At 73.0% G+C, this 22,931-nt stretch carries 22 protein-coding genes; 11 read left to right on the plus strand and 11 right to left on the minus strand.

What is annotated here, in order from left to right; genetic code table 11:
- Positions 1–32: 32 nt before the first annotated feature.
- Complete coding sequence (locus tag AB0K00_RS30140) at positions 33–2,159, minus strand: MMPL family transporter (RefSeq protein ID WP_363526860.1); 2,127 nt, start codon at positions 2,157–2,159, stop codon at positions 33–35.
- Positions 2,160–2,250: 91 nt separating this feature from the next.
- Between AB0K00_RS30140 and AB0K00_RS30145 the strand changes: the two genes are divergently transcribed.
- Positions 2,251–3,003 (plus strand): glyoxalase, encoded by a 753-nt coding sequence (locus AB0K00_RS30145; RefSeq protein WP_363526863.1) that lies wholly within the window; start codon positions 2,251–2,253, stop codon positions 3,001–3,003.
- On the opposite strand, the gene AB0K00_RS30150 is transcribed toward AB0K00_RS30145, so the two are convergent.
- The gene (locus AB0K00_RS30150) at positions 2,984–3,886 is read right to left on the minus strand and encodes a serine hydrolase (RefSeq protein WP_363526865.1); all 903 of its coding nucleotides are present in this window, start codon (positions 3,884–3,886) and stop codon (positions 2,984–2,986) included. The two genes, AB0K00_RS30145 and AB0K00_RS30150, sit on opposite strands and share 20 nt — an antisense overlap.
- 103 nt (positions 3,887–3,989) lie before the next feature.
- On the opposite strand from AB0K00_RS30150, the gene AB0K00_RS30155 reads away from it, so the two are divergent.
- Genes AB0K00_RS30155 through AB0K00_RS30170 form a run of 4 tightly spaced genes read left to right on the plus strand, consistent with a single transcriptional unit; the run spans position 3,990 to position 7,937 of the window.
- A complete protein-coding gene (locus AB0K00_RS30155; protein ID WP_363526868.1) occupies positions 3,990–5,150 on the plus strand; it encodes an FAD-dependent oxidoreductase in 1,161 nt (386 codons plus the stop codon).
- 4 nt (positions 5,151–5,154) lie between these two features.
- Positions 5,155–6,273: an FAD-dependent oxidoreductase gene (locus tag AB0K00_RS30160; protein WP_363526871.1), complete on the plus strand. Its 1,119-nt coding sequence runs from the start codon at positions 5,155–5,157 to the stop codon at positions 6,271–6,273.
- Positions 6,274–6,283: 10 nt separating this feature from the next.
- Positions 6,284–7,498: an LLM class flavin-dependent oxidoreductase gene (locus AB0K00_RS30165; RefSeq protein ID WP_363526874.1), complete on the plus strand. Its 1,215-nt coding sequence runs from the start codon at positions 6,284–6,286 to the stop codon at positions 7,496–7,498.
- Positions 7,499–7,556: 58 nt separating this feature from the next.
- Positions 7,557–7,937, plus strand: a complete 381-nt coding sequence (locus AB0K00_RS30170) for a hypothetical protein (protein ID WP_363526877.1) — start codon at positions 7,557–7,559, stop codon at positions 7,935–7,937.
- A gap of 19 nt (positions 7,938–7,956) precedes the next feature.
- Here AB0K00_RS30170 and AB0K00_RS30175 read toward each other — a convergent pair whose 3' ends face one another.
- On the minus strand, positions 7,957–8,739 hold the full coding sequence (locus tag AB0K00_RS30175) for a phosphotransferase (RefSeq protein WP_363526880.1): 783 nt from the start codon (positions 8,737–8,739) through the stop codon (positions 7,957–7,959).
- Positions 8,740–8,882: 143 nt separating this feature from the next.
- On the opposite strand from AB0K00_RS30175, the gene AB0K00_RS30180 reads away from it, so the two are divergent.
- Entirely contained in the window at positions 8,883–9,323 is a 441-nt protein-coding gene (locus AB0K00_RS30180) for a hypothetical protein (protein ID WP_363526883.1), read from the plus strand.
- Positions 9,324–9,361: 38 nt separating this feature from the next.
- Here the strand turns inward: AB0K00_RS30180 and AB0K00_RS30185 are convergent, their stop codons facing one another.
- The 3 genes from AB0K00_RS30185 to AB0K00_RS30195 form a co-directional block, all read right to left on the minus strand.
- Entirely contained in the window at positions 9,362–9,652 is a 291-nt protein-coding gene (locus AB0K00_RS30185) for a DUF4287 domain-containing protein (protein WP_363526886.1), read from the minus strand.
- Positions 9,653–9,745: 93 nt separating this feature from the next.
- On the minus strand, positions 9,746–10,423 hold the full coding sequence (locus AB0K00_RS30190) for a response regulator transcription factor (RefSeq protein ID WP_363526889.1): 678 nt from the start codon (positions 10,421–10,423) through the stop codon (positions 9,746–9,748).
- 300 nt (positions 10,424–10,723) lie between these two features.
- The gene (locus AB0K00_RS30195) at positions 10,724–11,911 is read right to left on the minus strand and encodes a histidine kinase (RefSeq protein ID WP_363526892.1); all 1,188 of its coding nucleotides are present in this window, start codon (positions 11,909–11,911) and stop codon (positions 10,724–10,726) included.
- A gap of 141 nt (positions 11,912–12,052) precedes the next feature.
- Between AB0K00_RS30195 and AB0K00_RS30200 the strand changes: the two genes are divergently transcribed.
- Positions 12,053–14,281, plus strand: a complete 2,229-nt coding sequence (locus AB0K00_RS30200; protein ID WP_363526895.1) for an MMPL family transporter — start codon at positions 12,053–12,055, stop codon at positions 14,279–14,281.
- On the opposite strand, the gene AB0K00_RS30205 is transcribed toward AB0K00_RS30200, so the two are convergent.
- From AB0K00_RS30205 to AB0K00_RS30225, 5 genes are all read right to left on the minus strand, one after another.
- A complete protein-coding gene (locus AB0K00_RS30205; protein WP_363526898.1) occupies positions 14,256–15,047 on the minus strand; it encodes an inositol monophosphatase family protein in 792 nt (263 codons plus the stop codon). The two genes, AB0K00_RS30200 and AB0K00_RS30205, sit on opposite strands and share 26 nt — an antisense overlap.
- A gap of 2 nt (positions 15,048–15,049) precedes the next feature.
- On the minus strand, positions 15,050–16,030 hold the full coding sequence (locus AB0K00_RS30210; RefSeq protein WP_363526901.1) for a hypothetical protein: 981 nt from the start codon (positions 16,028–16,030) through the stop codon (positions 15,050–15,052).
- A gap of 135 nt (positions 16,031–16,165) precedes the next feature.
- Positions 16,166–16,930 (minus strand): alpha/beta hydrolase-fold protein, encoded by a 765-nt coding sequence (locus AB0K00_RS30215; protein WP_363526904.1) that lies wholly within the window; start codon positions 16,928–16,930, stop codon positions 16,166–16,168.
- Between the two features lie 59 nt (positions 16,931–16,989).
- Positions 16,990–18,816 carry a hypothetical protein gene (locus tag AB0K00_RS30220; RefSeq protein WP_363526907.1) on the minus strand — a complete coding sequence of 609 codons (1,827 nt, stop codon included), beginning with the start codon at positions 18,814–18,816 and terminating at the stop codon, positions 16,990–16,992.
- 18 nt (positions 18,817–18,834) lie between these two features.
- Complete coding sequence (locus AB0K00_RS30225) at positions 18,835–19,398, minus strand: hypothetical protein (RefSeq protein ID WP_363526909.1); 564 nt, start codon at positions 19,396–19,398, stop codon at positions 18,835–18,837.
- A gap of 178 nt (positions 19,399–19,576) precedes the next feature.
- Between AB0K00_RS30225 and AB0K00_RS30230 the strand changes: the two genes are divergently transcribed.
- The 4 genes from AB0K00_RS30230 (at position 19,577) to AB0K00_RS30245 (ending at position 22,919) form a co-directional block, all read left to right on the plus strand.
- A complete protein-coding gene (locus tag AB0K00_RS30230) occupies positions 19,577–19,966 on the plus strand; it encodes a GntR family transcriptional regulator (protein ID WP_363526912.1) in 390 nt (129 codons plus the stop codon).
- Entirely contained in the window at positions 19,963–20,847 is an 885-nt protein-coding gene (locus AB0K00_RS30235) for an ABC transporter ATP-binding protein (RefSeq protein WP_363526915.1), read from the plus strand. Before AB0K00_RS30230 ends, AB0K00_RS30235 begins: the two co-directional genes overlap by 4 nt.
- Positions 20,848–20,852: 5 nt before the next feature.
- The gene (locus AB0K00_RS30240; RefSeq protein WP_363526918.1) at positions 20,853–21,821 is read left to right on the plus strand and encodes a hypothetical protein; all 969 of its coding nucleotides are present in this window, start codon (positions 20,853–20,855) and stop codon (positions 21,819–21,821) included.
- 135 nt (positions 21,822–21,956) lie between these two features.
- Positions 21,957–22,919, plus strand: coding sequence for an acyltransferase domain-containing protein (locus AB0K00_RS30245; RefSeq protein ID WP_363526921.1), 963 nt, complete (start codon positions 21,957–21,959; stop codon positions 22,917–22,919).
- The last annotated feature ends 12 nt before the right edge of the window (positions 22,920–22,931 follow it).

A 22,931-nucleotide genomic window follows, 5' to 3' on the forward strand; every position in this document is an offset into this window, starting at 1 on the left:
GGCGGCTGCCGGGACGCCGCCGTGGACGGGTGCTACACCTGACGGCGGCGGCCGGGGCGCCACCAGTTGGCCGGGCCGAGCAGGGACATGACGGCGGGCAGCAGAAGGCCGCGCACGACGGTGACGTCCAGCAGCACGGCCACGGTCATGCCGACGCCGATCTCCTTCACGGCGATCAGGTCGCCCAGGGCGAAGCCGAGGAAGACGATGCCGATCGCGAGGGCGGCGGTGGTGATGACGGGGCCGGTGGCGGTGATCCCCGCGAGGACGGCGCGGTCGTTGGCGGCGCGGTCGCCAGCGATGCCACCGCTGGTGCGCTGGTCCCATTCCTCCTTGATCCGGGCGAGCAGGAACACCTCGTAGTCCATCGACAACCCGAAGATGAACACGAACAGCAGCAGCGGCGTGGTGAGGTCCACGGCCCCCCACGGCTGGAAACCCAGCAGTGCCGAGCCCCAGCCCCACTGGAAGACCGCGACGAGGACCCCGAGCGTGGCCAGCAGCGTCAGGACGTTCATGCACAGGGCCTTCACCGGCACGACGATCGAGCCGGTCAACGCGAACAGCAGGATCGCGGTCGCGACGACGATGACGGCGATCGCGATCGGCAGCCGGGACGCCGTGGACTCCCTCGCGTCGATCAGCTCCGCGGCGGGCCCGGCGACCAGGACCTGCACCGGCGTGTCCAGCGACCGCAGCTGCCGCACCAGGCGCTGGGCCGGTTCGCCGCCGGCCGGTCCGGCCGGGCGCAGGTCCACGACGGTGACGTCGGCCGGCAGGCCGGAGCGCAGGTCGAGCTCGGCCTCGCCGGTGAGTGCGCGGAGCCGGTCGAGCAGGGGCAGCACCGACGGGTCGCCGGCGTTCGCCGCGATCAGCACGGTGACCGGCTGCGTCGTCCACTTGGCGAAGTCGCGTTCGACGGCCTCGTACGCCAGCCGCTCCTCGCTGCCGGTGGGCAGCGACCGGGCGTCGGAGTTGGCGAGGGTGACCTGCAGCAGCGGCAGGCTCAGCACGATCAGGCCGGCGGTCACCGCCAGGGCCACCAGCGCCGGGCGGCGCTGCGCGAACCCGGCCAGCCGAGCCAGCAGGCCCGGCGGGCGCGGCGCGGACCGGGTCTGTGGTGTCCGGGCCTGCTTCGCCCGTGCTCGCGGCGCCGGGATCCGCTGGTGTGCGACCGCGATCAGCGCCGGTACCAGCGTCAGACCGGCGACCGTGGCGAGACAGACGACCAGTGCGCCGCCCAGCGCCATCGCCGCGAGGAGCGGTTCGGCGAACGCGAACAGCCCCGCGAGCGCCGCGCCGACGGCGAGCCCGGAGACCAGCACGGCCCGCCCGGCCGTCGCGACGGTGCGGGCGAGGAGGTCCGGCACCGCCGCCTTGCGGTCCGCGGCGCGTTCCTCGCGGAAGCGGGTGAGGATCAGCAGGCTGTAGTCGACCGCGAGACCGAGGCCGAGCAGGGTGACAATGTTGACCGCGTACTCGCTGACCGGCACCGCCGCCGCGAGCCCGGTCAGCGCCAGCAGCGTGGCGGCGACCGTCGCGAGCGCGGTGAGCAGGGGCAGGCTGCCGGCGATCAGCCCGCCGAGGATGACGGCCAGGGCGCCGCAGAGGATCACCAGCGCGACGGTCTCGCCGACGGCGGCGTCCTTGACGGCCTGCTCGGCGAAGGTGCGCTCGGCGAGGAGCTCCCCGCCGACGAGGACCTTCGGCGCGTCGATGCGGTGCAGCGCGGCGGCGACCCGGTCGGCGACCGCGAGGGCCTCGTCGTCGCTGAGCTCGGGTCGCAGCTCGACGGTGACGAGCGAGCTGCGGTTGTCCGCCGAGACCTGCCCGGATCCCGCGGTGTAGGCGTCGGTGACCTTGGCGACGCCGGGGATCGCGCGGATCTCGAACATGATCCGGGTGGCGTTGTCGACCAGTGCGGTCGCGTTGAAGTCCTGCCCGGAGATGACGGCCACCACCCGCTCGCCTTCCGGGGCGAGCCGGTCGATGCGCGCCTGCGCGACCGCGGACTCCGCGTCGGGGCGCAGGCTGTCCACCGACTGGGTCCGGTCGTAGACGGAGCCTCCGAACACCGCGCCGGCGAGGGCGATCACGACCCAGCCGGCGAGGACCAGCATCCGGTGGTTGGCGGTCCACCGGCCGAGCAGTGCAAGCACCGCATCCTCCTCGGGCCGCCGCCGAGCTGGCCGCTGCCGACGCCATCCAACATCCACATCGACGATCCCGCAACGCTCTACACTGTATGGCGTGACTGATGCCTTTCCTGCCATGAACGAGACCACGGTGCCGTTGCTGCCGTGCACCGCGCCGGAGGAGACCCTGGCTTTCTGGCGGACCCTCGGATTCACCGTCACGTATGAGCAGAAGAAGCCGTACCTGTACCTGGCGCTGCGGTGGAGCGGCTTCGAGCTGCACTACTCCCACACCTCCGTCGGCGTCGACCCGGCGCAGGAGGCCACCGGCGCCTGCCTGGTCCTGGTCGACGCGGTCGCGCCCTACCACGCGGCGTTCGTCGCGGCGATGCGCGCCGCGCACGGCAAGGTCCTGGTCAAGGGGCTGCCGCGGATCTCCCGGTTCCGGCCCGGCGCCTCCCGGTTCACCGTCATGGACCCCTCCGGCAACTCCATCATCTTCATCCAGCGCGACGAGCCGGCCGAGGTGGAGTACGGCGGCTCCAAGCAGCTGCAGGGGCTCGCCAAGGTCCTGGACAACGCGCGGATCCTGCGCGAGTTCAAGAACGACGACAAGGCCGCCTTCCGGGCGCTGAACTCCGGCCTGCGCCGCCACGGCGACGGCGCGCCGCCGGTGGAGCAGGCGACCGCCCTTGCCGCGCTGATCGAGCTGTCGACGGCCCTCGACGAGCCGGACCTGGTTGCGCAGTGGGGGGAGCGGCTGCGACAGCTCACCCTCACCGAGGAGGAGCGCCGCCGGGTCGAGGCGGCCGTCGCCGACCCGACCATGATCGCGCCGTGGCTCCCCGCTACGCCAGGCGGTCGATGACCAGCTCGTGGATCGCGTCGAGCAGCTCGACCTCGCGGTCGGAGTGCGCGGTCACGGTGACGGCGGCACGCAGCTGGGGGCAGATGACGGCGTACTGCCCGTAGCGGCCGTCCATTCGGTACATGGGGGACCGGTCGAGCCAGACGCCGAGGCCATAGCCGTAGGTGAACCGCTCGCCCTCGGTGATGGCGCTGGTGTCCGCCGGGTCCACGGTCAGCCGTTGCAGGTATGCCACCGGGAGGAGCTGGCGGCCGTCCCACTCGCCGTCCTGCAGCAGCAGCTGTGCGAAGCGGGCGAGCTCGTGGGTACGCAGGAAAAGGTCGCTGCCCGCGAGCGGGAACCCGAGCGGGCAGGTGTGCCACGCCGGGTTGTGCAGGTCCAGCGGCGCGAACAGCCGGGGCAGCAGGTAGGCGCGCAGGTCCGCGCCGGTGGTCCGGGCGATGGCCCGGCCGATCGCATACGGGCCGGAGTCGGTGTAGGCGAAGTGGGTCGCGGGTGCGGCGGCCAGCGGCGCGGCGACGATCTCGTGGAGCAGGTCGGCGGCGTCGATGCGCTGGTCGGTGTACCACTCGTGGCTGGTGCCGCTGGTCATCGTCACCAGCTGGCGCAGCGTCACCGCCTCGAACCCGTCGGCCGCCACGGACCGCAGCTCGGGGAAGTGGTCGAGGAACCGGTCCTCCAGGGTGAGCCGGCCCTCCGCCTCCGCGAGCCCGAGCGCGACCGACGTGAACGTCTTGGAGACCGAATACAGGTTGACCCGGTCGTCGGAGCGGACCCGCCGCTCGAGCGGCGGGCTGTCCTCGCGGTGCAGGTGGATCCCGTAAACGCCCAGGCCGCGCTCGCGATCCGCGCGGATGAAGTCGTCAAGCAGCTCGTCGCCCACCGTCGGATACTACAAAGTTCCCGTAACTCATTGTAAGTCGATGGGTTTAGTAGACAATTTCGCCGCGGGGATCTACCGTTCCTGACATCGCGGAGGTGAGCGGATGAGCTTCTACGAGGTCGGCATCGTCGGTGCCGGGGTGCACGGCGCCAGCGCCGCCTACCACCTGGCCCGCCGGGGCGTGCCGACCGTCGTGTTCGAGCGGGGCGAGCGGGCCGGCGGCCCGACCGGGCAGGCCAGCGGGGTGGTCCGGTCCTACTACACCAACCGGTTCCTGGTCGGGGTCGCCCGCGACAGCACCGCGATCCTCGCCGACTTCGACGCCCGCGTCGGCGGCCGCAGCGGCTACGTGCGGACCGGCGGCCTGTACCTGCACGGCGCCGGCGACGTCGCGGACGTGCACGCCACCGCCGCCGGACTCGCCGCCGCCGGGATCGGCCACACCGTCCTGAGCCCGGACGACCTGGCGGCCCGGTTCACCTACCTGAACCTCGACGGGACCGCCGTCGGCGTGTGGGAGGACCAGGCCGGATACGCCGACCCGCACGGCACGGCGCTCGGGTATGCGACCCGTGCGGTCGAGCACGGCGCCGTGGTGCTGGAACACACCCCGGTCCGGGAGATCACCGAGGGCGCCCACGCGGTGCGGGTCGTCACCGGCGACGGCACCCGGCACGAGGTGGGCCGGCTGCTGGTCGCCGCGGGACCGTGGACCGGCCCGCTGCTGGCGCAGGTCGGCGTCACCCTGCCGCTGACCGCCGAACGGCACGTCGTGGCCGGGCTCGTGCACGCGCCGGCCGACGTGCCGCGGGCCGTGCCGTACGTCCTCATCGACATCCAGCACGGCTACTACTCCCGGCCTGCCGGCGCCGAACGCTTCCTGCTCGGCCCCCTGGCCCCAACCGCGGCGACCGACCCGGACGACTACGCCACCGGCATCACCGCCGACGAGGTCGACTGGCTCGCCGCCCGTGCCGCGCACCGGGCCCCGATCCGCGGCCACGCAACAGCGGCGCGCAGCTGGGCGTCGCTGTACGACGTCAGCCCCGACTGGCAGCCCGTCACCGGGCAGGTCGGTCCGCGGGTGTACGTCGACGCCGGGACGAGCGGCCACGGCTTCAAGCTCGCCCCCGTCTGGGGCGACCACGTGGCCCGGCTGCTCATCGGCGACCCCGACCCGGGGCTCGCCCAGTTCTCTCCCGCCCGGTTCGCCGCCGGTTCGGTGTTGACCGGCGGCTACGGCGCCGCCCGAATCCTGGGCTGAGACGATGACACAGGTCGACGTGGTGGTGATCGGCGGCGGGGCGATGGGCTCCGCCGCGGCCTGGCAGCTCGCCCGCCGCGGCGCGCAGGTCGTGCTGCTGGAGCAGTACGAGGCCGGCCACACCAACGGCGCGTCGCACGGCGCGTCCCGCATCTTCCGGCTGTCCTACCCCGACACCGTCCACGTCGGACTCGCCCGGGAGGCGCGGCGACTGTGGCGGGAACTCGAGGACGAGACCGGCACGCAGCTGCTGACCGTCACCGGCGGGGTCGACCACGGCGACCACCCGGACCTGCAGATCCTCGCCGACGGGCTGGCCGCCGCCGGGGTGCCGCACAGCTGGCTCAGCCCGGCGGAAGCGGCCGAACGGTGGCCCGGCATCCGGTTCGACACCCGCGCGCTGTTCCACCCCGACAGCGGCCGCCTGCACGCCGACCGGTCCGTGGAGGCCCTGCAGGCGGCGGCCGCGAAGTCGGGTGCGGTCGTGCGGCACTCGACGCCGGTGACGTCGATCGAGGTCCTCGGCGAGGACGCGGTGCTCGTGCACACCGGCGACGGCAGCTACCGGGCCCGCCGGGTCGTGGCCGCCGTCAACGCCTGGGCGGCCAAGCTGGTCGGCGGCCTCGCGCCGCTGCCGCCGCTGCGGGTCACCCAGGAGCAGCCCGCGCACTTCGGCGCCCGCGCGGCTGAGGACGGCTGGCCGAGCTTCGGGCACCGGTTCGCCGACGGGACGGCGGCGGCCGGCGCGTTCTACGGCGGCATCTACGGCCTGGCCACGCCGGGGGAAGGCATCAAGGTCGGCTTCCACGGCGTCGGACCCGAGGTCGACCCCGACCACCGCGACTTCACGCCCGAACCCGCACAGCTGGCCGCGCTGCGCGAATACGCCCGCCGCTGGCTGCCCGGCGTCGACGCCGACGTGTTCACGCCGATCAGCTGCACCTACACCACCACACCGGACGCCACGTTCGTCCTGGACCGGCACGGCCCGGTCGTCGTGGCCACCGGCTTCTCCGGCCACGGCTTCAAGTTCGTGCCCGCGATCGGCCGCGTCCTGGCCGACCTCGCCACCGACGGCCCCCGCCCGGATCCGCGCTTCGCCTTCGCCCGGCGAGCCTTCTGAGAGGAAACCCATGAGTGCAACGCCCTTGGCCGTCCTGGACCTCGTTCCACGCAGCAGCGGCACCGGTACCGGCGACGCCGTCCGCAACGCCATCGACCTGGCGCGGCAGGCCGAGCGGTTCGGCTACCAGCGGTACTGGTTCGCCGAGCACCATCTGAACCCCGGCGTGCTCGGCGTCTCCCCGGCCGTGTCCATCGCCCTGGTCGCGGGCGCCACCAGCACCATCCGGCTCGGCTCCGCCGGCGTCCAGCTCGGGCACCGCCAGGCCCTCGCCACGGTCGAGGAGTTCGGCCTGCTCGACGCCGTGTACCCGGGCCGCCTGGACCTCGGCCTGGGCCGGTCGATCGGGCGGCAGAAACCCGCCGTGGACGCCGCCAACCAGCCGACGGCCGCGGCGTTCTCGGCGTACGTGGCCAACCGCGGCGGCGGCGAGCACACCGTCGAGCAGCGCGCCGGCAACGGGCTGCTGCTGCCCAAGCAGTACGACTTCAGCCGGCTCCTGGCCACCTCGGCCACGAAGGTCGCCACGCTGCTCTCCCTGCTGCAGCAGCCCGGCGCGTACACCCCCGACTACGACACCCAGGTCAGCGACATCCTCGCCTTCCTCGCCGGCACGTACGTGTCACCCGACGGCGTCGAGGTCCACACGTACCCGGGTGAGGGCGCCGCCGTGCAGGTCTGGATCCTCGGCGCGTCCGGCGGCTCCAGCGCGACCGTCGCCGGGGAGAAGGGACTCAGGTTCGCCGCCAGTTACCACCACAGCCCGAGCACCGTCATCGACGCGGTCGACGCGTACCGGGCCGCGTTCAAGCCGTCCGAGGACCTGGCCGCGCCGTACATCTCGGTGTCCGCGGACGTGGTCGTCGGCGACACCGACGAGCAGGCGGCCGAGCTCGCCGCCGGCTACGGCCTGTGGGTGCGCAGCATCCGCGCGGGCTCCGGCGCGATCCCGTTCCCCACCCCGCAGGAGGCGGCCGCGCACGAGTGGACCGCCGAGGACCGCGACCTCGTCCGGGACCGCATCGACACGCAGCTGGTCGGGTCGCCGCAGACGGTCGCGGACAAGCTCGAACAGCTGCGGGACGCGACCGGCGCACATGAGCTGGCCGTCACCACCATCACCCACGACCACGCCGACCGGGTGCGCTCCTACCAGCTGCTGGCACAGGAATGGACCCGCCGCGGCCACTGGACCCCGGGTCGTGCGGAAAATCAGCAGGTCTGATCGTGGCCGGCGCGTAGCCTGGGCGCGTCGAGATGGTGCGGGTTGAGGTGGTGAGCAGGTGTCACGGAGAGATCCAGCTGAGAAGAAGATGCTGAGCTACACCCGCGATCGACGTAACGACTACGGCGAGAACGACAAGAGCTCCCGCAAGAACATCCGGCGCAACAAGCGCACACCCAACCGCTCCGACCGGCACCGCGAGCGTCAGGTACTTGCCGCGGCCACCGGTCCTGTCGTGGCCGTCGAGGTCGCTGAGCGGGCGGAGCTCAGGTTGCTCGCCAAGAAGTCCATGTGGATGACGAAGCGGTGGAGAAAGTGGCGGGACGCTCCGCTGGCTGAGACCGTGGAGTACAAGCTGCGCCGCCGGGCCCGCACCGGCATGGTGGACCCGGCTGTGGTCGAGGCCCGCATCGAGCGCATCCACCGGCGCCTCCCGTAGGGGGCGCGTGCACGCGAGGTCAACGCACCCAGAAGTCGTCCGGGAGCGCCTCGATGTCCGAGGCGGACTGTTCGATGTAGCCCGCGACCGGCAGCAGCGCGATCGCGGCCCCGTCCCCGGCCTCAGCCATCGCACGCATGACGGCGACCTGCCGCCGGGCGCGCTGCACGACCGCGGCGCCGAAGCTGTGGCGGTCGCCGTCGTAGCCGTACGCGTCGAGCAGGAGATGCAGGCGGCGGGACCGGTCCGTGCTGTCGTGGAAGCCCAGCCCTGCCGCCACGCCCGGCGAGCACAGCGGCACCCACCACAGCGCCGCGAGCGCCAGATCGAACTCCCGTGTCGACGGGCCGGCGGTGTCCCAGTCGAAGAAACCGACCAGCCGGTCGCCGTCCAGGACAGCCGCGTTGTACGGCGCGGCGTCCTGGTGACCGATGACCAGACCGGGCTCCATCATCCGCCCTGTCCCAGCGAACCACCGCTCATCCGCCGGTGGCACGAAGTCGGCCGTCACGTCGTGGACGCGTCGCAGCCACTGGCCGACCTGGCTGAGCATGACGTCGGTGAACGCCCACGCCGGCCACGGGAACCGGCCGCCGGCCGTCTCCCCGGGCAGGTACGTGAGCATCTCGCGACCCTGGTCGTCGAAGCCGAGCGCCCTGGGCGCGCCGTCGAAGCCGGCATGCTCCAGGTGCCGCAGCAGCGCGTGCACCGTCGGCGTCCACGGCGAGGCCTGCTTGTGCACGACATCGCCGATCCGCACGGCACCGACGGTGTTGCCGCCCGACAGGGTCTCCTCGCTCATGAGTGGTGTATAGCCGCCGCCGAGTGATGACGACACTCGATTTCCGTAGTCGCTGGCGCCAATCCGACACACGAGCGCCGCTCAGCCGACCGGCGGGCCGGGACGCTTGACAGGAGTCCGCGTGGTGCCGTGATGATGGCGGCGTGAAAGCCGTGATCATCACCGTTGTGCTCGTCGTCATCGCCGTGGTCGTCGCCGTGGTCGTCGCCGTGGTCGTCGGCCGGCTGTTGCGGCGGCGGCGCGCGAAGGCCGGTGGGGCCACCGGAGCCGTCGGAGCCATTCGGGGCGAGCTGGTGGTTACGGGCGTGCGGGAGCAGTGGCGTACCGGCGACGCCAACGACGACAAACGCAACCGGGAGTACGACGTGCGGCTGACGGTCGACGCCACCATCGCCGGGCCGGGGCTCGACGGCGACCGGCGCCGTTACGACGTCACGCTCGTCAACCGGGACGCGCCCAAGGTGGTGCCGGGTGCCCGCTTCGCGTGTGACGTGCTGCCGGCCGATCCGCCAGTGGTCCGGGTGTACGTGCGGCCCGGCGCCCCAGCCGAACGCTTCGAGAACGCCCGCCCGGTCACCGCCTGAGCGCCGTGATTCGCTGCCCCTTCGGCGGGGTGGCGCCGTCACGCGGGGCGGGTCGCCTTGCCGTCCAGCCACAGCATGTCGCTGTCGTCGCGGTGGGTGCCGCCGGTGCCGACGTGCTTGCCCGGGATCGTCGGGCCGTGCTTGATGACGTGCACGAGGGCCATGGCGTGGCCGCGGCCGAGGTCGAAGTCCGCCTTCAACCAGTCGACGATCGCGCCGGCCTTGACCGCCGGACCGTCGAGGCCGCGCTCGGTGGCGAGGGCGAGCAACTCCCGCGGGGTCTTGCCGGTCTTGGTCTCGATGTTGTCGAGGTACGCCTGGAACGACATGTCCGATCCTCCCGTCTCCGGCACGCTCACCGTGCCGCTCACTGACGCGTCGAACGGCTGAGCCGCGCTTCGACAGCAGGGCCGAAGATTTTTTCAGGGAAGCGGGTCGCCCTGCCGGACCAGGCCGCTCTGGTACGCCAACACCACCAGCTGTGCACGGTCACGCACGTTGAGTTTCGTCATCGCGCGGTTGACATGGGTCTTCGCCGTGAGGGGCGACACATACAGCCGCTCGGCGATGTCGTCGTTGGACAAGCCGTGCGCGACGAGGACGAGGATCTCGCGTTCCCGCTCGGTCAGCAGGTCCAACGCCGGCAGAACCCCCTCGGCGCCGGGCCGCAGGCTGGTCAGGAAGCGGCTGACGAGCCCGCGGGTGGCCCGCGGCGAGAGCAGCGACTCGCCGCCCGCCACGACCCGGATCGCGTGCAGCAGGTCGGCGGGGGCGACGCCCTTGCCGAGGAAGCCGCTGGCACCCGCCTGCAGCGCCAGGACCACGTTGTCGTCGGTCTCGAACGTGGTGAGCACGAGAATCCGCACGCCGGCGAGGTTGTCGTCGGCGCCGATGCGGCGGGTCGCCTCGAGGCCGTCCATGCGGGGCATGCGGATGTCCATGAGGACGACGTCAGCGCGGGCGGTGCGGGCCAGGTCGACCGCCTCGCGCCCGTCGCCGGCCTCCGCGACCACCTCGAAGTCCGGCTCCGAGTCGATGATCATCTTGAAGCCGGCGCGGATCAACGCCTGGTCGTCGGCAAGCAGCACGCGGATCGTCATACCGGCCTCGCGGGAAGCCGGTGTACCAGTGCCTGCTGGTCGGCGTCCGGCACGCGGATCGTCATGCCGGCCTCGCTGGGGGCCGGTGGTTCAGTGCTTGGTGGTCGGCGTGCGGCATGCGGTTGGTCATGCTTGCCCTGCGGGGACGTCATGCCGGCCTCGCCGGGAATCGGTGGTTCAGTGCCTGGCGGTCGGTGAGCGGCGCGCGGTTGGTCATGCTTGCCCTGTGGAGGCGCCATGCCAGCCTCGCCGGGAGTCGGTGATTCAGCGCCTGGCGGTCGGTGAGCGGCACGCCGATGGTCATGCCGGCCCCGCGGGGAGCCGCACGAGTGGGTCGGCCGGCAGCACCGCGTGCACCCGGAACACGTGCGGGTCGACCGGGCACGCGGTCACGCTGCCGCCGGCGGCGGTGGCCCGCTCCCGCATGCCGAGCAGCCCATAGCCGGAACCGGAGCCGGTCGCCGCGGCCGGCCGCATCCGGTTGCAGATCTCGAGTTCGATGTCGCCGGACGTGTACGAGATGTCCAGCCGCGCGGAGCCGTCGCCATAACGGTGGGCGTTGGTCAGGGCTTCCTGCACGATGCGGTATGCCGCGAGGTCCACCATCGCCGGCAGGTCCCGCGGCTCGCCCACCTGCCGGTGCTGCACCGGGAACCCGGTGGTCTCCAGCGTGGCGAGGAGCTCCGGCAGCCGGGCCAGGCCCGGGGTCGGCTCGGTGCTCTCGTGCTCGTCGGTGCTGCGCAGCACCCCGACCACCGACTGGATCTCCTTGAGCACGGTGTCGGACGCCTCGCGGATGTGCTCCAGGACCGGGCCGACCTGATCGGGGCGGCGCTGCAGGACGTGCGCGGCGGCGCCCGCCTGCACGCTGATGACCGCGATGTGGTGCGCGACCACGTCGTGTAGCTCCCTGGCGATGCGCAGCCGCTCGTCCATGACGCGGCGCCGCGCCTCGTCCTCCCTGGTCCGCTCGGCCCGGTGGGCGCGCTCCTCGACCTCGGCGACATAGGCGCGGTGAGTGCGGGCGGCGTCGCCGACCGCCGCCGCCATGAAGATCCACGCGAAGACGCCGAGGGTCTCGCCGCGCCACCAGTCCCCGGCGGCGACGATCAGGCCCGTCAGATACACGGCTGAGGACGCGCTGAGCGCGCAGATCCAGCTCTTGCGCCGGTCGGTGTGTGCGGCGATCGAAAACGTGGTGACCCCCAGCGCCACGATCAGCCCGGGGTTGCTGACGCCCTGCAGGACCGCGCCGACGGTGGCGGCGGTGGCGATACCGAGCGCGGCGAAGGGACGGATCCGGCGGATCAGCACAGCGACGAACGCGACGCTCGCCACGAGCACGTCGCCGGTGGTGGCCCGGGCGTCGGCGGCGGCGCGCAGCACGGCGAGCGCCAGCACGAGCGCGAGCAGCATGTCCAGCAGCAACGGCTTGGCCGCCGCTCGTCTCCACACTCGCAGGAGTGCGGTGTCGCTGCTGTCCATCATCTTTGCACCGTACGCGGGCGGCGGGGCTTGGGGCGTCGTCTGCCGGTAGTATCCGGCGCCGCCGCGGATACCACGGACATGGTACGGCGGTGTCTACGCCTGGACGACGCTTTCCAGCGCGTGCACCGGGACCGTGGGGGCATGGCAACCTACCTGTATCGGCTCGGGAAGCTGAGCTTCCGTCGGCGGAAGCTGGTCCTCGCGCTGTGGCTGGCGCTGATCGCGGTGCTCGGCGTCGGCGCGGCCACGCTGTCGGGGCCGACCGCCGGCAGTTTCTCCATTCCGGGCACCCAGGCGCAGGAGGCCCAGGACCTGCTCACCGAGCGCTTCCCGCAGGCCGGCGCCGGCGGCGCCCAGGCCAGGGTCGTCTTCGCCGCGCCATCGGGGCAGCAGCTCACCGACCCGGGCAACGCCGCCGCCATCGAGCGGACGGTCACCGCGCTGCGCGCCGGCGGGCAGGTCGCCAACGTCACCGACCCGCTGCGGGGCACCGTCAATGAGGCCGGCACCGTCGCCTACGCGCAGGTGACCTACAGAGTGGATCCGATCGCCCTGACCGACGCCGACCGCGATGCGCTGCTCGCCGCGGCAACCGCCGGCCGAGACGCGGGCCTGACCGTCGAGATCGGCGGCGACGCCCTGCAGGCACCGGCGGAGCAGGGCATCGGCGAGGTCATCGGCCTGCTCATCGCCGCGCTGGTGCTGATCGTCACTCTCGGGTCGCTGGTGTCGGCGGGCCTGCCGCTGCTGACCGCGCTGCTCGGCGTCGGCGCCGCCATGGCCGGCATCCAGATCGTGACCGGCTTCGTGGACCTCAGCAGCACCACGCCGACCCTGGCGCTGATGCTCGGCATCGCCGTCGCCATCGACTACGCGCTGTTCATCGTGTCGCGCTACCGGCACGAGATCGCGGCCGGCCGCTCCGACGTGGAGGCGGCCGGGCGGGCCGTGGGGACCGCCGGGTCCGCGGTCACGTTCGCGGGGCTGACGGTGATCATCGCCCTCGCCGCGCTCACGGTCGTCAACATCCCGATGCTGACCCAGATGGGGCTCGCCGCCGCCGGTGCCGTCGTCGTCGCGGTCCTGATCGCCCTCACCCTCCTGCCGGCGCTGCTCGGGTTCGCGGGGCGCCGCGTCACCGGCGGACGCGCGGTCAAGCACGGCGCCGAGGGCACGGCGGTCAAGCACGGCGCCGAGGGCGCGGCGGTCAAGCACGGCGCCAAGAGCACGATGGGGCGCCGCTGGGCGCTGCTGGTCACCCGCCGCCCGGTGCTGACCCTGGTCATCACGATCCTCGGCCTGGGGCTCGTCGCGATACCTACCCTCGACATGCGCCTCGGCCTGCCCGGCGACAACATGGCCGGGCCGCAGACGACCCAGCGCAAGGCGTATGACCTGCTCACCGAGGGCTTCGGTCCCGGCTTCAACGGGCCGCTGCTGGTCGTCGTCGACGCCGCCGGCAGTTCCGACCCGCAGGGTGCCGCGGCCGGGGCGGCCGGGCGCATCACGGCGCTGCCCGGGGTCGTCGCCGTCAGCCCGCCGGCGTTCAACCCCGCCGGTGACACCGCGATCCTGCAGGTGGTCCCGGCCACCGCGCCGGACAGCGGGCAGACCACCGACCTCGTGCACGCCATCCGGGCGCTGCCGGCCGCGGACGGTGCGGCGCTGTCGGTCACCGGCACCACCGCCGTCAACATCGACGTGTCGGCGAAGATGGGTTCGGCGCTCGGGCCGTATCTCGCGGTGATCGTGGTCCTCGCGTTCCTGCTGCTGATGCTGCTGTTCCGCTCGGTCCTGGTGCCGTTGAAGGCGATCGGCGGGTTCCTGCTCAGCGTCGCGGCCACGTTCGGCGCCGTCGTCGCGGTGTTCCAGTGGGGCTGGCTCGCCGACCTCCTCGGCGTCGAGCAGACCGGGCCGATCGTCAGCCTGCTGCCGGTCATACTCATCGGCATCGTGTTCGGCCTCGCGATGGACTATGAAGTGTTCCTGGTCAGCCGGATGCGGGAGGAGCACGTGCACGGCGCCGCACCGGAGCAGGCGGTGGTGAACGGATTCAGCCACGGGGCCAGGGTCGTCACCGCCGCCGCGATCATCATGATCAGCGTGTTCTCCGGGTTCATCCTGTCGCCGGAGGCGATCATCAAGTCGATCGGGTTCGCGCTCGCCGCGGCGATTCTCTTCGACGCGTTCGTGGTGCGGATGACGCTGGTGCCGGCCGTGATGATGCTGCTCGGCCGGCGCGCGTGGGCGTTGCCGCGCTGGCTCGACCGGCTGCTGCCCGACATCGACGTCGAGGGTGAGCAGTTGCGGGCCGAGGAGCCCGAAGCGCCCGCCGGTGAGCTGGTCAGTGCTGGAACTGGCGCTCGATGAGCTCGATGAGCGCCGCGTGGGTCTGCTGATCCGCGGCGGCGACGAGGCCGCCGGCCCCGGTGTGCAGCGGCTGCCCGCGCAGCCCGGTCACCACGCATCCGGCGGCCTCGCACAGCGCGATCCCGGGCGTGAAGTGCACGCTGCCGTGCAGGTCGCCGTCGGTCACGTAGGCCGCCCGGCGGCCCGCCGCGACCCACGCGACGGCAAGGGTGGTGGACACGACCCGCGGCCGGAACCGCTCGCCGAAGCCCGGATCGGCGAGCAGCCGCGCCGGGTGGAACGCCGGACCGTTGGGGAACGGCGGGTCGAGGTTCACGTCGACGAGCGTCGACTGGGCGGTCGGTGTGAGCACCGTGTCCGTCCCGCGGCTGCGCACGTGGGCGGGGCCGTCGGCGGTCCAGAACACCTCCCGGGCGAACGGGTCGGCCGACACGGCCACGGCGGTGCCCGCGGGCGTGCGCAGCGCCACGTTCACGGCGACGAGCATGGCTCCGGCGGCGTAGTTGAGGGTGCCGCACAGCGGGTCGACGAGCCACGTGCGGTCCCCGCCGCCGCTGCGGCCGCTCTCCTCCCCGTGGACGGCATCATCCGGACGGGCGGCCCGCAGCACGTCGAGGATCGCCCGTTCCGCCTCGATGTCGGCGACGGTCGCGAAGTCGCCGCCGCCCTTCGCGTAGCGGTCCAGCTGGGTGCCGAAATGGGAACGGACCACCGCCGCGCCCGCTTCGGCGGCGGCGATGGCCAGTTCGAGGTCGTCGATCGTCACCGTCAGACGATAGCCGGGGCCGGCGCGGGCTCCGCGACGATCGGCGTCCGGTCCCGCAGCCGCACGGCGACGCCGGCCGCGCACAGCACGGTCACCGCGAGAATCCCCGCCGCCAGCAGCGTCCGGGAGTCCGGCTCGGCGACGGGCTGCCCGCGCAGCGCCTGCCAGGTCAGCAGGGCGATCAGGCCGGCGTACCCGAGAGCCGCGGCCCGCACCAGGCCGCGCCGGGCGCGCTGCGAGCCGAGCACCCCGGTCGGCCAGCGGCGGGCGGCACCGGCCAGCAGCAGCGCGAGCAGCGGCAGCGCCTGCAGGGCGTGGATGCCGACGAAGTGCGGGACGCGCAGGTCGCCGCCGGTCGTCGACCAGCCGGTGACCGGCATCGCCGGGCCGCCGTCGGCGACGCCGACGCTGTGCGCGCCGATCATGCCGACCGTCTCGCCCCTGTCCAGGGCGGCGTCCTGCGCCTTGGTCGGCGTGGTCATGAGGAACGCGACCAGCATCCCGGCCAGCGACAGCGCGAACCCCAGCCGGGCGGCGGACTTGAGCACCGGGTCACCGCCGCGCTGGACGGCGACGACGACCGCGACGACGAGGCTCGCCGTCCACAGCACCACGACCATGTTGCCCATCAGCGACCACACGGCCTCGTCGAACGGGGTGCTGTTGTTGAAGTGGCTGGGTTCGCCGCGGACCGCCTGCAGCACGATCAGGCACATCTCGGCGGTCGAGGCCACCGCGACCACGGTGCCCGCCCACCACCCGGTCCGCCGGGCCCGCCGGGCCGCGCGCAGCAGCCAGGCGAGGGTCACGGCGTACACCCCCATCGAAACAGCGAACTTGAACGGTTTGAGCCATGCGGGGCTGCCGACCACGAGCCGGTCATCGACGGCGATGCCGGCCACGGCGACGATGGTGAGCAGGCCCATTGCCGCCGCGAACCACAGCAGCGGGCGGTGCCAACGGAGGGGCTGCGGACCGGTCATGGTGGACTCCACGGTCGAGGGCTGATGATGCGCCCAGAGTCCCAATCTGGGGGTGCCCGGCACATTGCCGCCGCCCCCCGAATCCGGCGTCCCGTCATCCCCCGGCGCGGGGGTGTGGCTGTCCCTACCCTCCGATCAGGTGAGCGTGCTCGCGACGAACGCGAACGCGGCCGGGACGACGGTGCTCCAGTAGCCGAAGTTGTGCCGTCCGCCGGTGTACCCGCCCGCGGCCGGCGCTTCGGGCAGGCCGCGGTGCAGGGCGCGGACGTCGCGGTACAGCGGGTCGTCGCGGCCGCACCACAGGCCGACCGGGGTGCCGCGGAGCCGGTCCGCGCCGGTGAAGACGGCGTCACCGGGCGCGACAGCGGGGGAGAAGGCGGCGACCCCGCGGGCGAAGCCGGGGAACGTCTCGGCGAGCAGCAGCGCGCCGGCACCGCCCATCGACCAGCCCCACACAGCGATCCGTGCGGTGTCGAAGCCCCGCTCGGCGCACCACCGCGGGAGTTCCTCGTGGACCATGCGTTGTGGGTCGTCGGCGCCGGCGGGCCGCCAGGCGAGGCGGTCGCCGGTCGCGCCCGCGAGGACGAACGGCGCCGCGCCGGCGTCGACGGCCGCGGTCAGGTGCCGGCCGAGGCCGAGGGCGGGGAAGTCGCGGGCGGTCTTGGAGCCGCCGTGCAGGATCAGGCAGACGGGCAGCCCCCGGCCGTCGCCGTGACCGGCGGGCACGCACGTGTACACCTCGACGGTCCGGCCCCGGGCATCGGACCGGCGTTGTTCGAGGCGTTCGTCGCCGAGCGCCGCGTCCGGCACCACCAGGTCCGGGTCGCCTGTCTGCGTGCCGCCGATCACTGCCGCCGTGGCGATGCCGGCGGCACCGGTGAGCACAAGCCGTCGCCGCATCCAGCCACCCCGTGGTTGTCGTGGCGCCCGCTGCGGCCGCCCCCACTGGCTAACGACGCTCAGGTCTCCAGGCGGTGGCGCAGGACCGCGCCGAGCACGTCCAGGGCCTCGTGGACCGCCGGGCCGTACCCGCGCCGCCACGCCTCTGGTCCGGTCTCGCTCGCCGCGCGCCGGCGGGCGTCGGCGAGCCGTTCGGCGTCGACCGGGCCGAGTCGCATGGCGGGGCGGGTCAGCGCGTCCAGGACCGACGCACTGACGATGTCGTGGACGTGCGTGGTCCGGTCCCGGTTGGCGAACACGATCCGGCCGCCGTCCTGCGACACCCAGACGCACCACGCCGGCTGGTCGAACAGCGCCGGCAGTTCACCGGCCGGGTCGAGCGTCTCCGCGTCGAACAGCCGCATCCGGCTGCCGTACCCGCGTGGCCCGACCGCGAGGACCTGCCCCCGGTCCGGCAGCGCCGTCACGTGGGTGAGCCAGCCGATGCTCGGGCCGGTCGCCTCCGGGATCAGTCGGCGCCCGTCGACCTGCCAGCGGGTGAGCCGATCGTCGTCGCTGGTGACGAGCCGGTCCGGGCCGAGGAACACGGCCTCCTGGACCGGTCTGGTGTCGTCGGTCCACGCCACCGCCTGCAGGTTCGGGGCGAGCACCGCGATGCTGCGGGACCCGTGCACGGCGAGCCGGCCGCTGCCCGGATCGACGGCAAGAGGCCGGCAGCTCGACCAGCGTGGTGGCGGCAGGTGCAGCGCCGGGATCCGCCGGACCGTCAGGGGGCGGCCGGCGCCGACGAGCAGTTCGCTGCCGTCGACGGTGGTGACGAACCCGTCGCCGGCGGGGACCAGCGGCCGGAGGTTCATCCCGTTGCCGACCCGTTCGCAGCGCTGCTCGGCGGTCAACGTCCGGTGGCCGTCGGCGGTCAGCTCGTACAGGTGGTAGCGGTAGTGATCCTCGGCCACGACGACGTCGCCGAGGTCCAGCAGCGCGCCTTCCCGCAGCTGGACGGGCCACTGGGTGAGCGGCTCGCCGCCCGGGAGCGAGAAGCGCCGCACCGCGTCCAGCCGCCACATGCCGTCGCTGGCGGCCAGGACGATGCTGCGGCCGTCGGGGGCGAACGCCGCGGCGTTCAGGTCGGGCAGGGTGGTGATGGGCGTCGCCGTCGCCGTCAGCTCCCGCTCGGCCTGTTCGATCGCGTCCGGGTCGGTGCGGGCGAACCGCGCGAACAGTGCCCGCCCCGCCGCGTCGCCGGGGCGCCAGTCGTCGATCCGGCGCACGGTCGTGACCGCGGAGCGCACCGGCAGGTCTGTGGTGAGCCGCCACAGGCGCTCCCAGTCGCCGGTCGCGGCGAAGTGGCCGGCCAGGACCTCGACCTCGTCGTCGGCGAGGCCGGTCGCCTCGTTCTTGCGGACCAGGATCCCGGGGAGGTCCAGGTCCCCGTCCGCGGTGAGCGCCTCGCGCAGCATCACGCGGACCGCCGGGGTGGCGGCCTGGTACCCCTCGGCGATGAGCGCGCCGCCGGGGTCGCTGTGGTGGACCTGCTCGAACTGGCCGGTCAGCAGGTGGAACACGACCCGCTCGACGGGGTCGTCGGGCGCCATCCCGTGCTCGATGCACAGCTGCGCCATGCGGGCCCGGGTGGACGCCGGCGACGTCGGTGAGACGGCCCACTCGCAGATGATGCGGTCGAAGCCGGGCCGCCACCGGCGCAGCGCCTCGAACGCCTCCGGGCGCGGCTCCCGCAACCACTGCATCCACACCGCGTGGATCGCCTCGCGGTCCCCGGCGTCACCGGCGGCGAGCAGCAGTCGCCACGCCCGCCGGGCGAGCGATCCACTGTCCGGGCCGGCCGCCGCCTTGCGCGCGAGCCGGGCCGCGCGCCAGGCACTCATCACATTGGCCACTGTAGATCAGTGGTAGAAGCCGACGATGCCCTTGCGCTCGGCGGCGGCGTCCGCGGTCCAGGCGGCGATGGCGCGGACCTCGTCGGTCGTGCCGGCCCGCAGCGGTTCGGCGGCGGCGGCGACCTCGTCCGCCGTCCAGTACCCGATGGCGGGGAAGTCGTCCGGCGACGGGAAGTCGACCGGTGCGCCGCGGAAGATGAGGTCCGACATGGTGATCCCGGCGCCGGTGGCCTTCAGCGCCGGGTCGACGGTGCTGTCCAGGTAGGACGACGGGCACGGGTAGAAGTGCTCGTTGTTCAGGAACCGGCCGGAGAACTCGACCATGTACTTGAAGCCGTAGCCGTACAGGTGGCCGGGCAGCGTCTTGTCGCCGCCCATGACGAGGTGCTCGATCGCGGTGAAGACGGACGGTGCGCCGCGGTCGTTGGAGCAGTCGAGGTCGTCGTTGAGCCGGGCGATGTCGGTGCGGAACCTGCCGCAGATCACCCGTCGCATCTGGTTGTCGCCGCTGCCGCACAGCGCGCTGAGTTTGTCGATGTCGACCCGATAGGCCATCACCCCGTACCCCATGGACGTATCCCTTTCGTCGCCGTCGATGTGATGCCGCGGTCGACCGTATACCCCGCCGGGCAGGGGGCTTCGCGCGGCAACGCGGCGACGACCGAGGACGCCTGCACCGCCCGTACCAGCCTTGACACATTCAACTGGGAAGCTATTGTGCTAGTAATCTAGTTGAAGTGAGGTGGCGGTGATCGAGTTCCATCTGGACACCCGCTCGGGGGTCTCGCCGTACATGCAGCTGATCCAGCAGGTGCGCCAGGCGATGCGCCTCGGCGTGCTCGTCGAGGGCGACCGCCTGCCGACCGTGAAGGAGGTCGTGGCCGGCGTCGCGATCAACCCGAACACGGTGCTCAAGGCCTACCGCGAGCTGGAATACGAGGGCCTCGTGCAGGCCCGCCCCGGGATCGGCACGTTCGTGACCCGGACCCTGAGCGCCGACACCCTCGCCGCGCACGAGCCGCTGCGCCGGGACCTGCGCCGCTGGCTCACCGACGCCCGGACCGCGGGGCTGGACGAGGAGAGCATCGAGGCGCTGTTCGTCAGCACCTTCCGCGAGCCGGTCGGCGACCGGGCATGACGAACGTGCTGGAGGCCAAGGGCCTCACCAAGTACTACGGGCGCCGCAAGGCGCTCACCGACTGCACCATCACCATCCCGACCGGTCGCGTCGTCGGCCTCGTGGGACCCAACGGCGCCGGCAAGTCGACCCTGCTCCAGCTCGCCTGCGGCCTGCTGAGCCCCACGTCCGGCACGATCGAGGTCCTCGGCGGCCGGCCGAACTCCGGGCCCGCGCAGGTCGCCAAGGTCGGGTTCGTCGCGCAGGACACGCCGACGTACGCCGGGCTGACCGTCGCCGAACACCTCACGTTCGGCGCCCGCCTCAACCCCGGCTGGGACGCCGGCACCGCCGAACGCCGCATCGCCACGCTCGGCCTCGACCCCGAGCAGCGCGCCGGGAAGCTCTCCGGCGGCCAGCGCGCCCAGCTGGCCCTGACCCTTGCCGTGGCGAAGCGCCCCGAGCTGCTCATCCTCGACGAGCCGGTGGCCAGCCTCGACCCCTTGGCCAGGCGCGAGTTCCTGCAGAGCCTGATGGAGTTCACCGTCGAGCACGAGGCGAGCGTCATCCTCTCCTCGCACCTCGTCGCCGACCTCGAACGGGTCTGCGACTACCTGATCGTGCTCGCCGCCGGCCGGGTCCAGGTCGCCGGCGAGGTCGACGAGCTCGTCGACACCCACCACCGGCTCACCGGCGCCCGCTGCGACCCCGCCACGCTGCCCGTCGGGCAGCAGCTCGTCTACGCGGGGCACACCACGAAGCAGTCGACCCTCGTCGTGCGCAGCACCGCCCCCATCGACGACCCGGCGTGGATCGTCGAGCCGCTCAGCCTCGAGGACGTCGTCCTCGCGTACATGACCGACGCCGCCGGCCGCACCCGAGTCCTGGAGCCGCAACGATGACCTGGATGGCATGGCGACAGTTCCGCGGCCAGTTCCGGCCCCTCGCGGGCGTGGTCGCGGCGGTGGTGGTGCTGCTCGCGGCGACCGCCGCGCACATCGTGAACGTCCGCGACGCCAGCGGCACCCCGGACCTGTTCCTCTCCGACCTCAAACAGGGTTACGAGGGGAAGGTGTACCAGCTGGGCAGCGCCGTGCTGTTCGCGCTGCCGGTCATCGTCGGCGTGTTCTGGGGCGCGCCGATGGTCGCCCGCGAGCTGGAGACCGGCACGCACCGCCTGGCGTGGAACCAGAGCATCACCCGCACCCGCTGGCTCGCCGTCAGGTACGGCACCGTCGCGCTCGCCACCGCCGTCATCGCGACCGTGGCCAGCGTCGCCTACGGCTGGTGGGCCTCGCCGATCGACGCCGCTGCGCTGGACCGGCTGGCGCCGTACAACTTCGGTGCCCGCGGGCTCGTGCCGGTCGGTTACGCGCTGTTCGCGCTCGCCGTCGGCACCGCCGCGGGCATGCTGCTGCGCCGCACCGTCCCGGCGATGGCGGTCACCGTGGCGGTGCTCGCCGCGGTCCAGCTCGTGCTGCCGTTCGGGCTGCGGCAGCACCTCGTCCCGCCGGTGCACACGACCGTCGCCCTCGACATGGACAACCTTTCCGAGCTCGGGATCAGACCGGACGCCTCGATCTCCATCACCGGCGACGTCACCATCCCCGGCGCCTGGGTCCTGTCGAACGACACCGTCAAGCCCGACGGCACGGCCTTCACCCGCCTGGACGACCCGACCCCCTGCCTGCGGGAGAACGACAGCATGCGGGCCTGCGAGGCCGCCATCGAGGCGCAGCACCTGCAACAGGCGGTGGTGTACCAGCCACTGAGCCACTTCTGGCCGCTGCAACTGGTGGAGACGGGCCTGTTGCTCGCCGCCGCCTTCCTGCTGACCCTGCTGTCGTTCTGGTGGATCCGGCACCGGGTCACCTGAGAGCACCGGGTCATCTGAAGGCACCGGGTCACCTGAAGACGCAGCACGGGGGACGCGCGGCGCCGCCGGGGACGGGCATGACCCCGGCGACTCCGCTCGTCATAGCTTGACACCAACCATGGAATGCTGGGGGGCATGACGGCCTTCCTGGACGCGGTCCGGCGCGAGTCCGAGGAGCTGGCAGCGTGGGTCGACGGCCTGCCGGTCGAAGGCCCCGACGTGCCGTTCCCGGACGCCGACGACCTGCCCGACGCGCTGCTGGACCTCTCGGTGCCGCACGACGACGTCAACGACATCGTCGCCGCCCACCGCTCGGCGCCGGAGCTGGCGGGGCTGCGGGACCGGTGCGCGTGGGAGGTCCTGTCCGGCCTCGGCCCCGTGTACGACGGCAACGCCCGCCTGCGACCGCTGCCGCCGTCGTTCGGCGCCGCGGGCCGGCTCCTGGCCGTGTTCGTCGCGGTGGCGGTGGCGCCGCACACCGTGCGTCACAACTCCGCCCTCGGCATCGCACCGGCGGTCACCTACCGGTCGCTGGCCGACGTCGGCCGGCAGGTCGCGAAGCACCGCCGCCGCTACGGCGTGGCCGGTGTCCTGACGCCGTACTGGCTCGGCAACGCGCTGCGCGGCCAGCTGTTCGAGCTCGGCCGGCTGCAGTTCCAGCGGGCCGTCCTCGACACCCGCACCGGCGCCGCCGCGGGACACCCCGGCAGGCTGTGCCTGGACCTGCACATCCCGGACTTCCGTGGGCCCCTCACCCCGTCGGCGTGCGACCGGTCGATCGACGCCGCGCACGCGTTCTTCGCCACACATTTCCCCGCCGAGAAGCCCGCCGTGGCGACCTGCCACTCGTGGCTGCTCGACCGGCACCTGGCCGCGCGGCTCCCACCGGGCTCGAACATCACGGCCTTCCAGCGTCGCTTCACCTCCGCGTACGACGCGGAAACCCCAACGGACGCGGACCTTCTCGACTTCGTCTTCGACGACCCGACCCTGCCACTGGACCAGCTCCCGCGCGACACGACCCTGCGCCGGGTCGTCCTGGACCATCTGAGCGCCGGCGGTCACTGGTACGAGGGCAATGGCTGGTTCGCCTGGTAGCGGCGTATACGG

The organism is Dactylosporangium sp. NPDC049525 (genome assembly GCF_040676755.1).
Taxonomy (GTDB): Bacteria; Actinomycetota; Actinomycetes; order Mycobacteriales; family Micromonosporaceae; genus Dactylosporangium.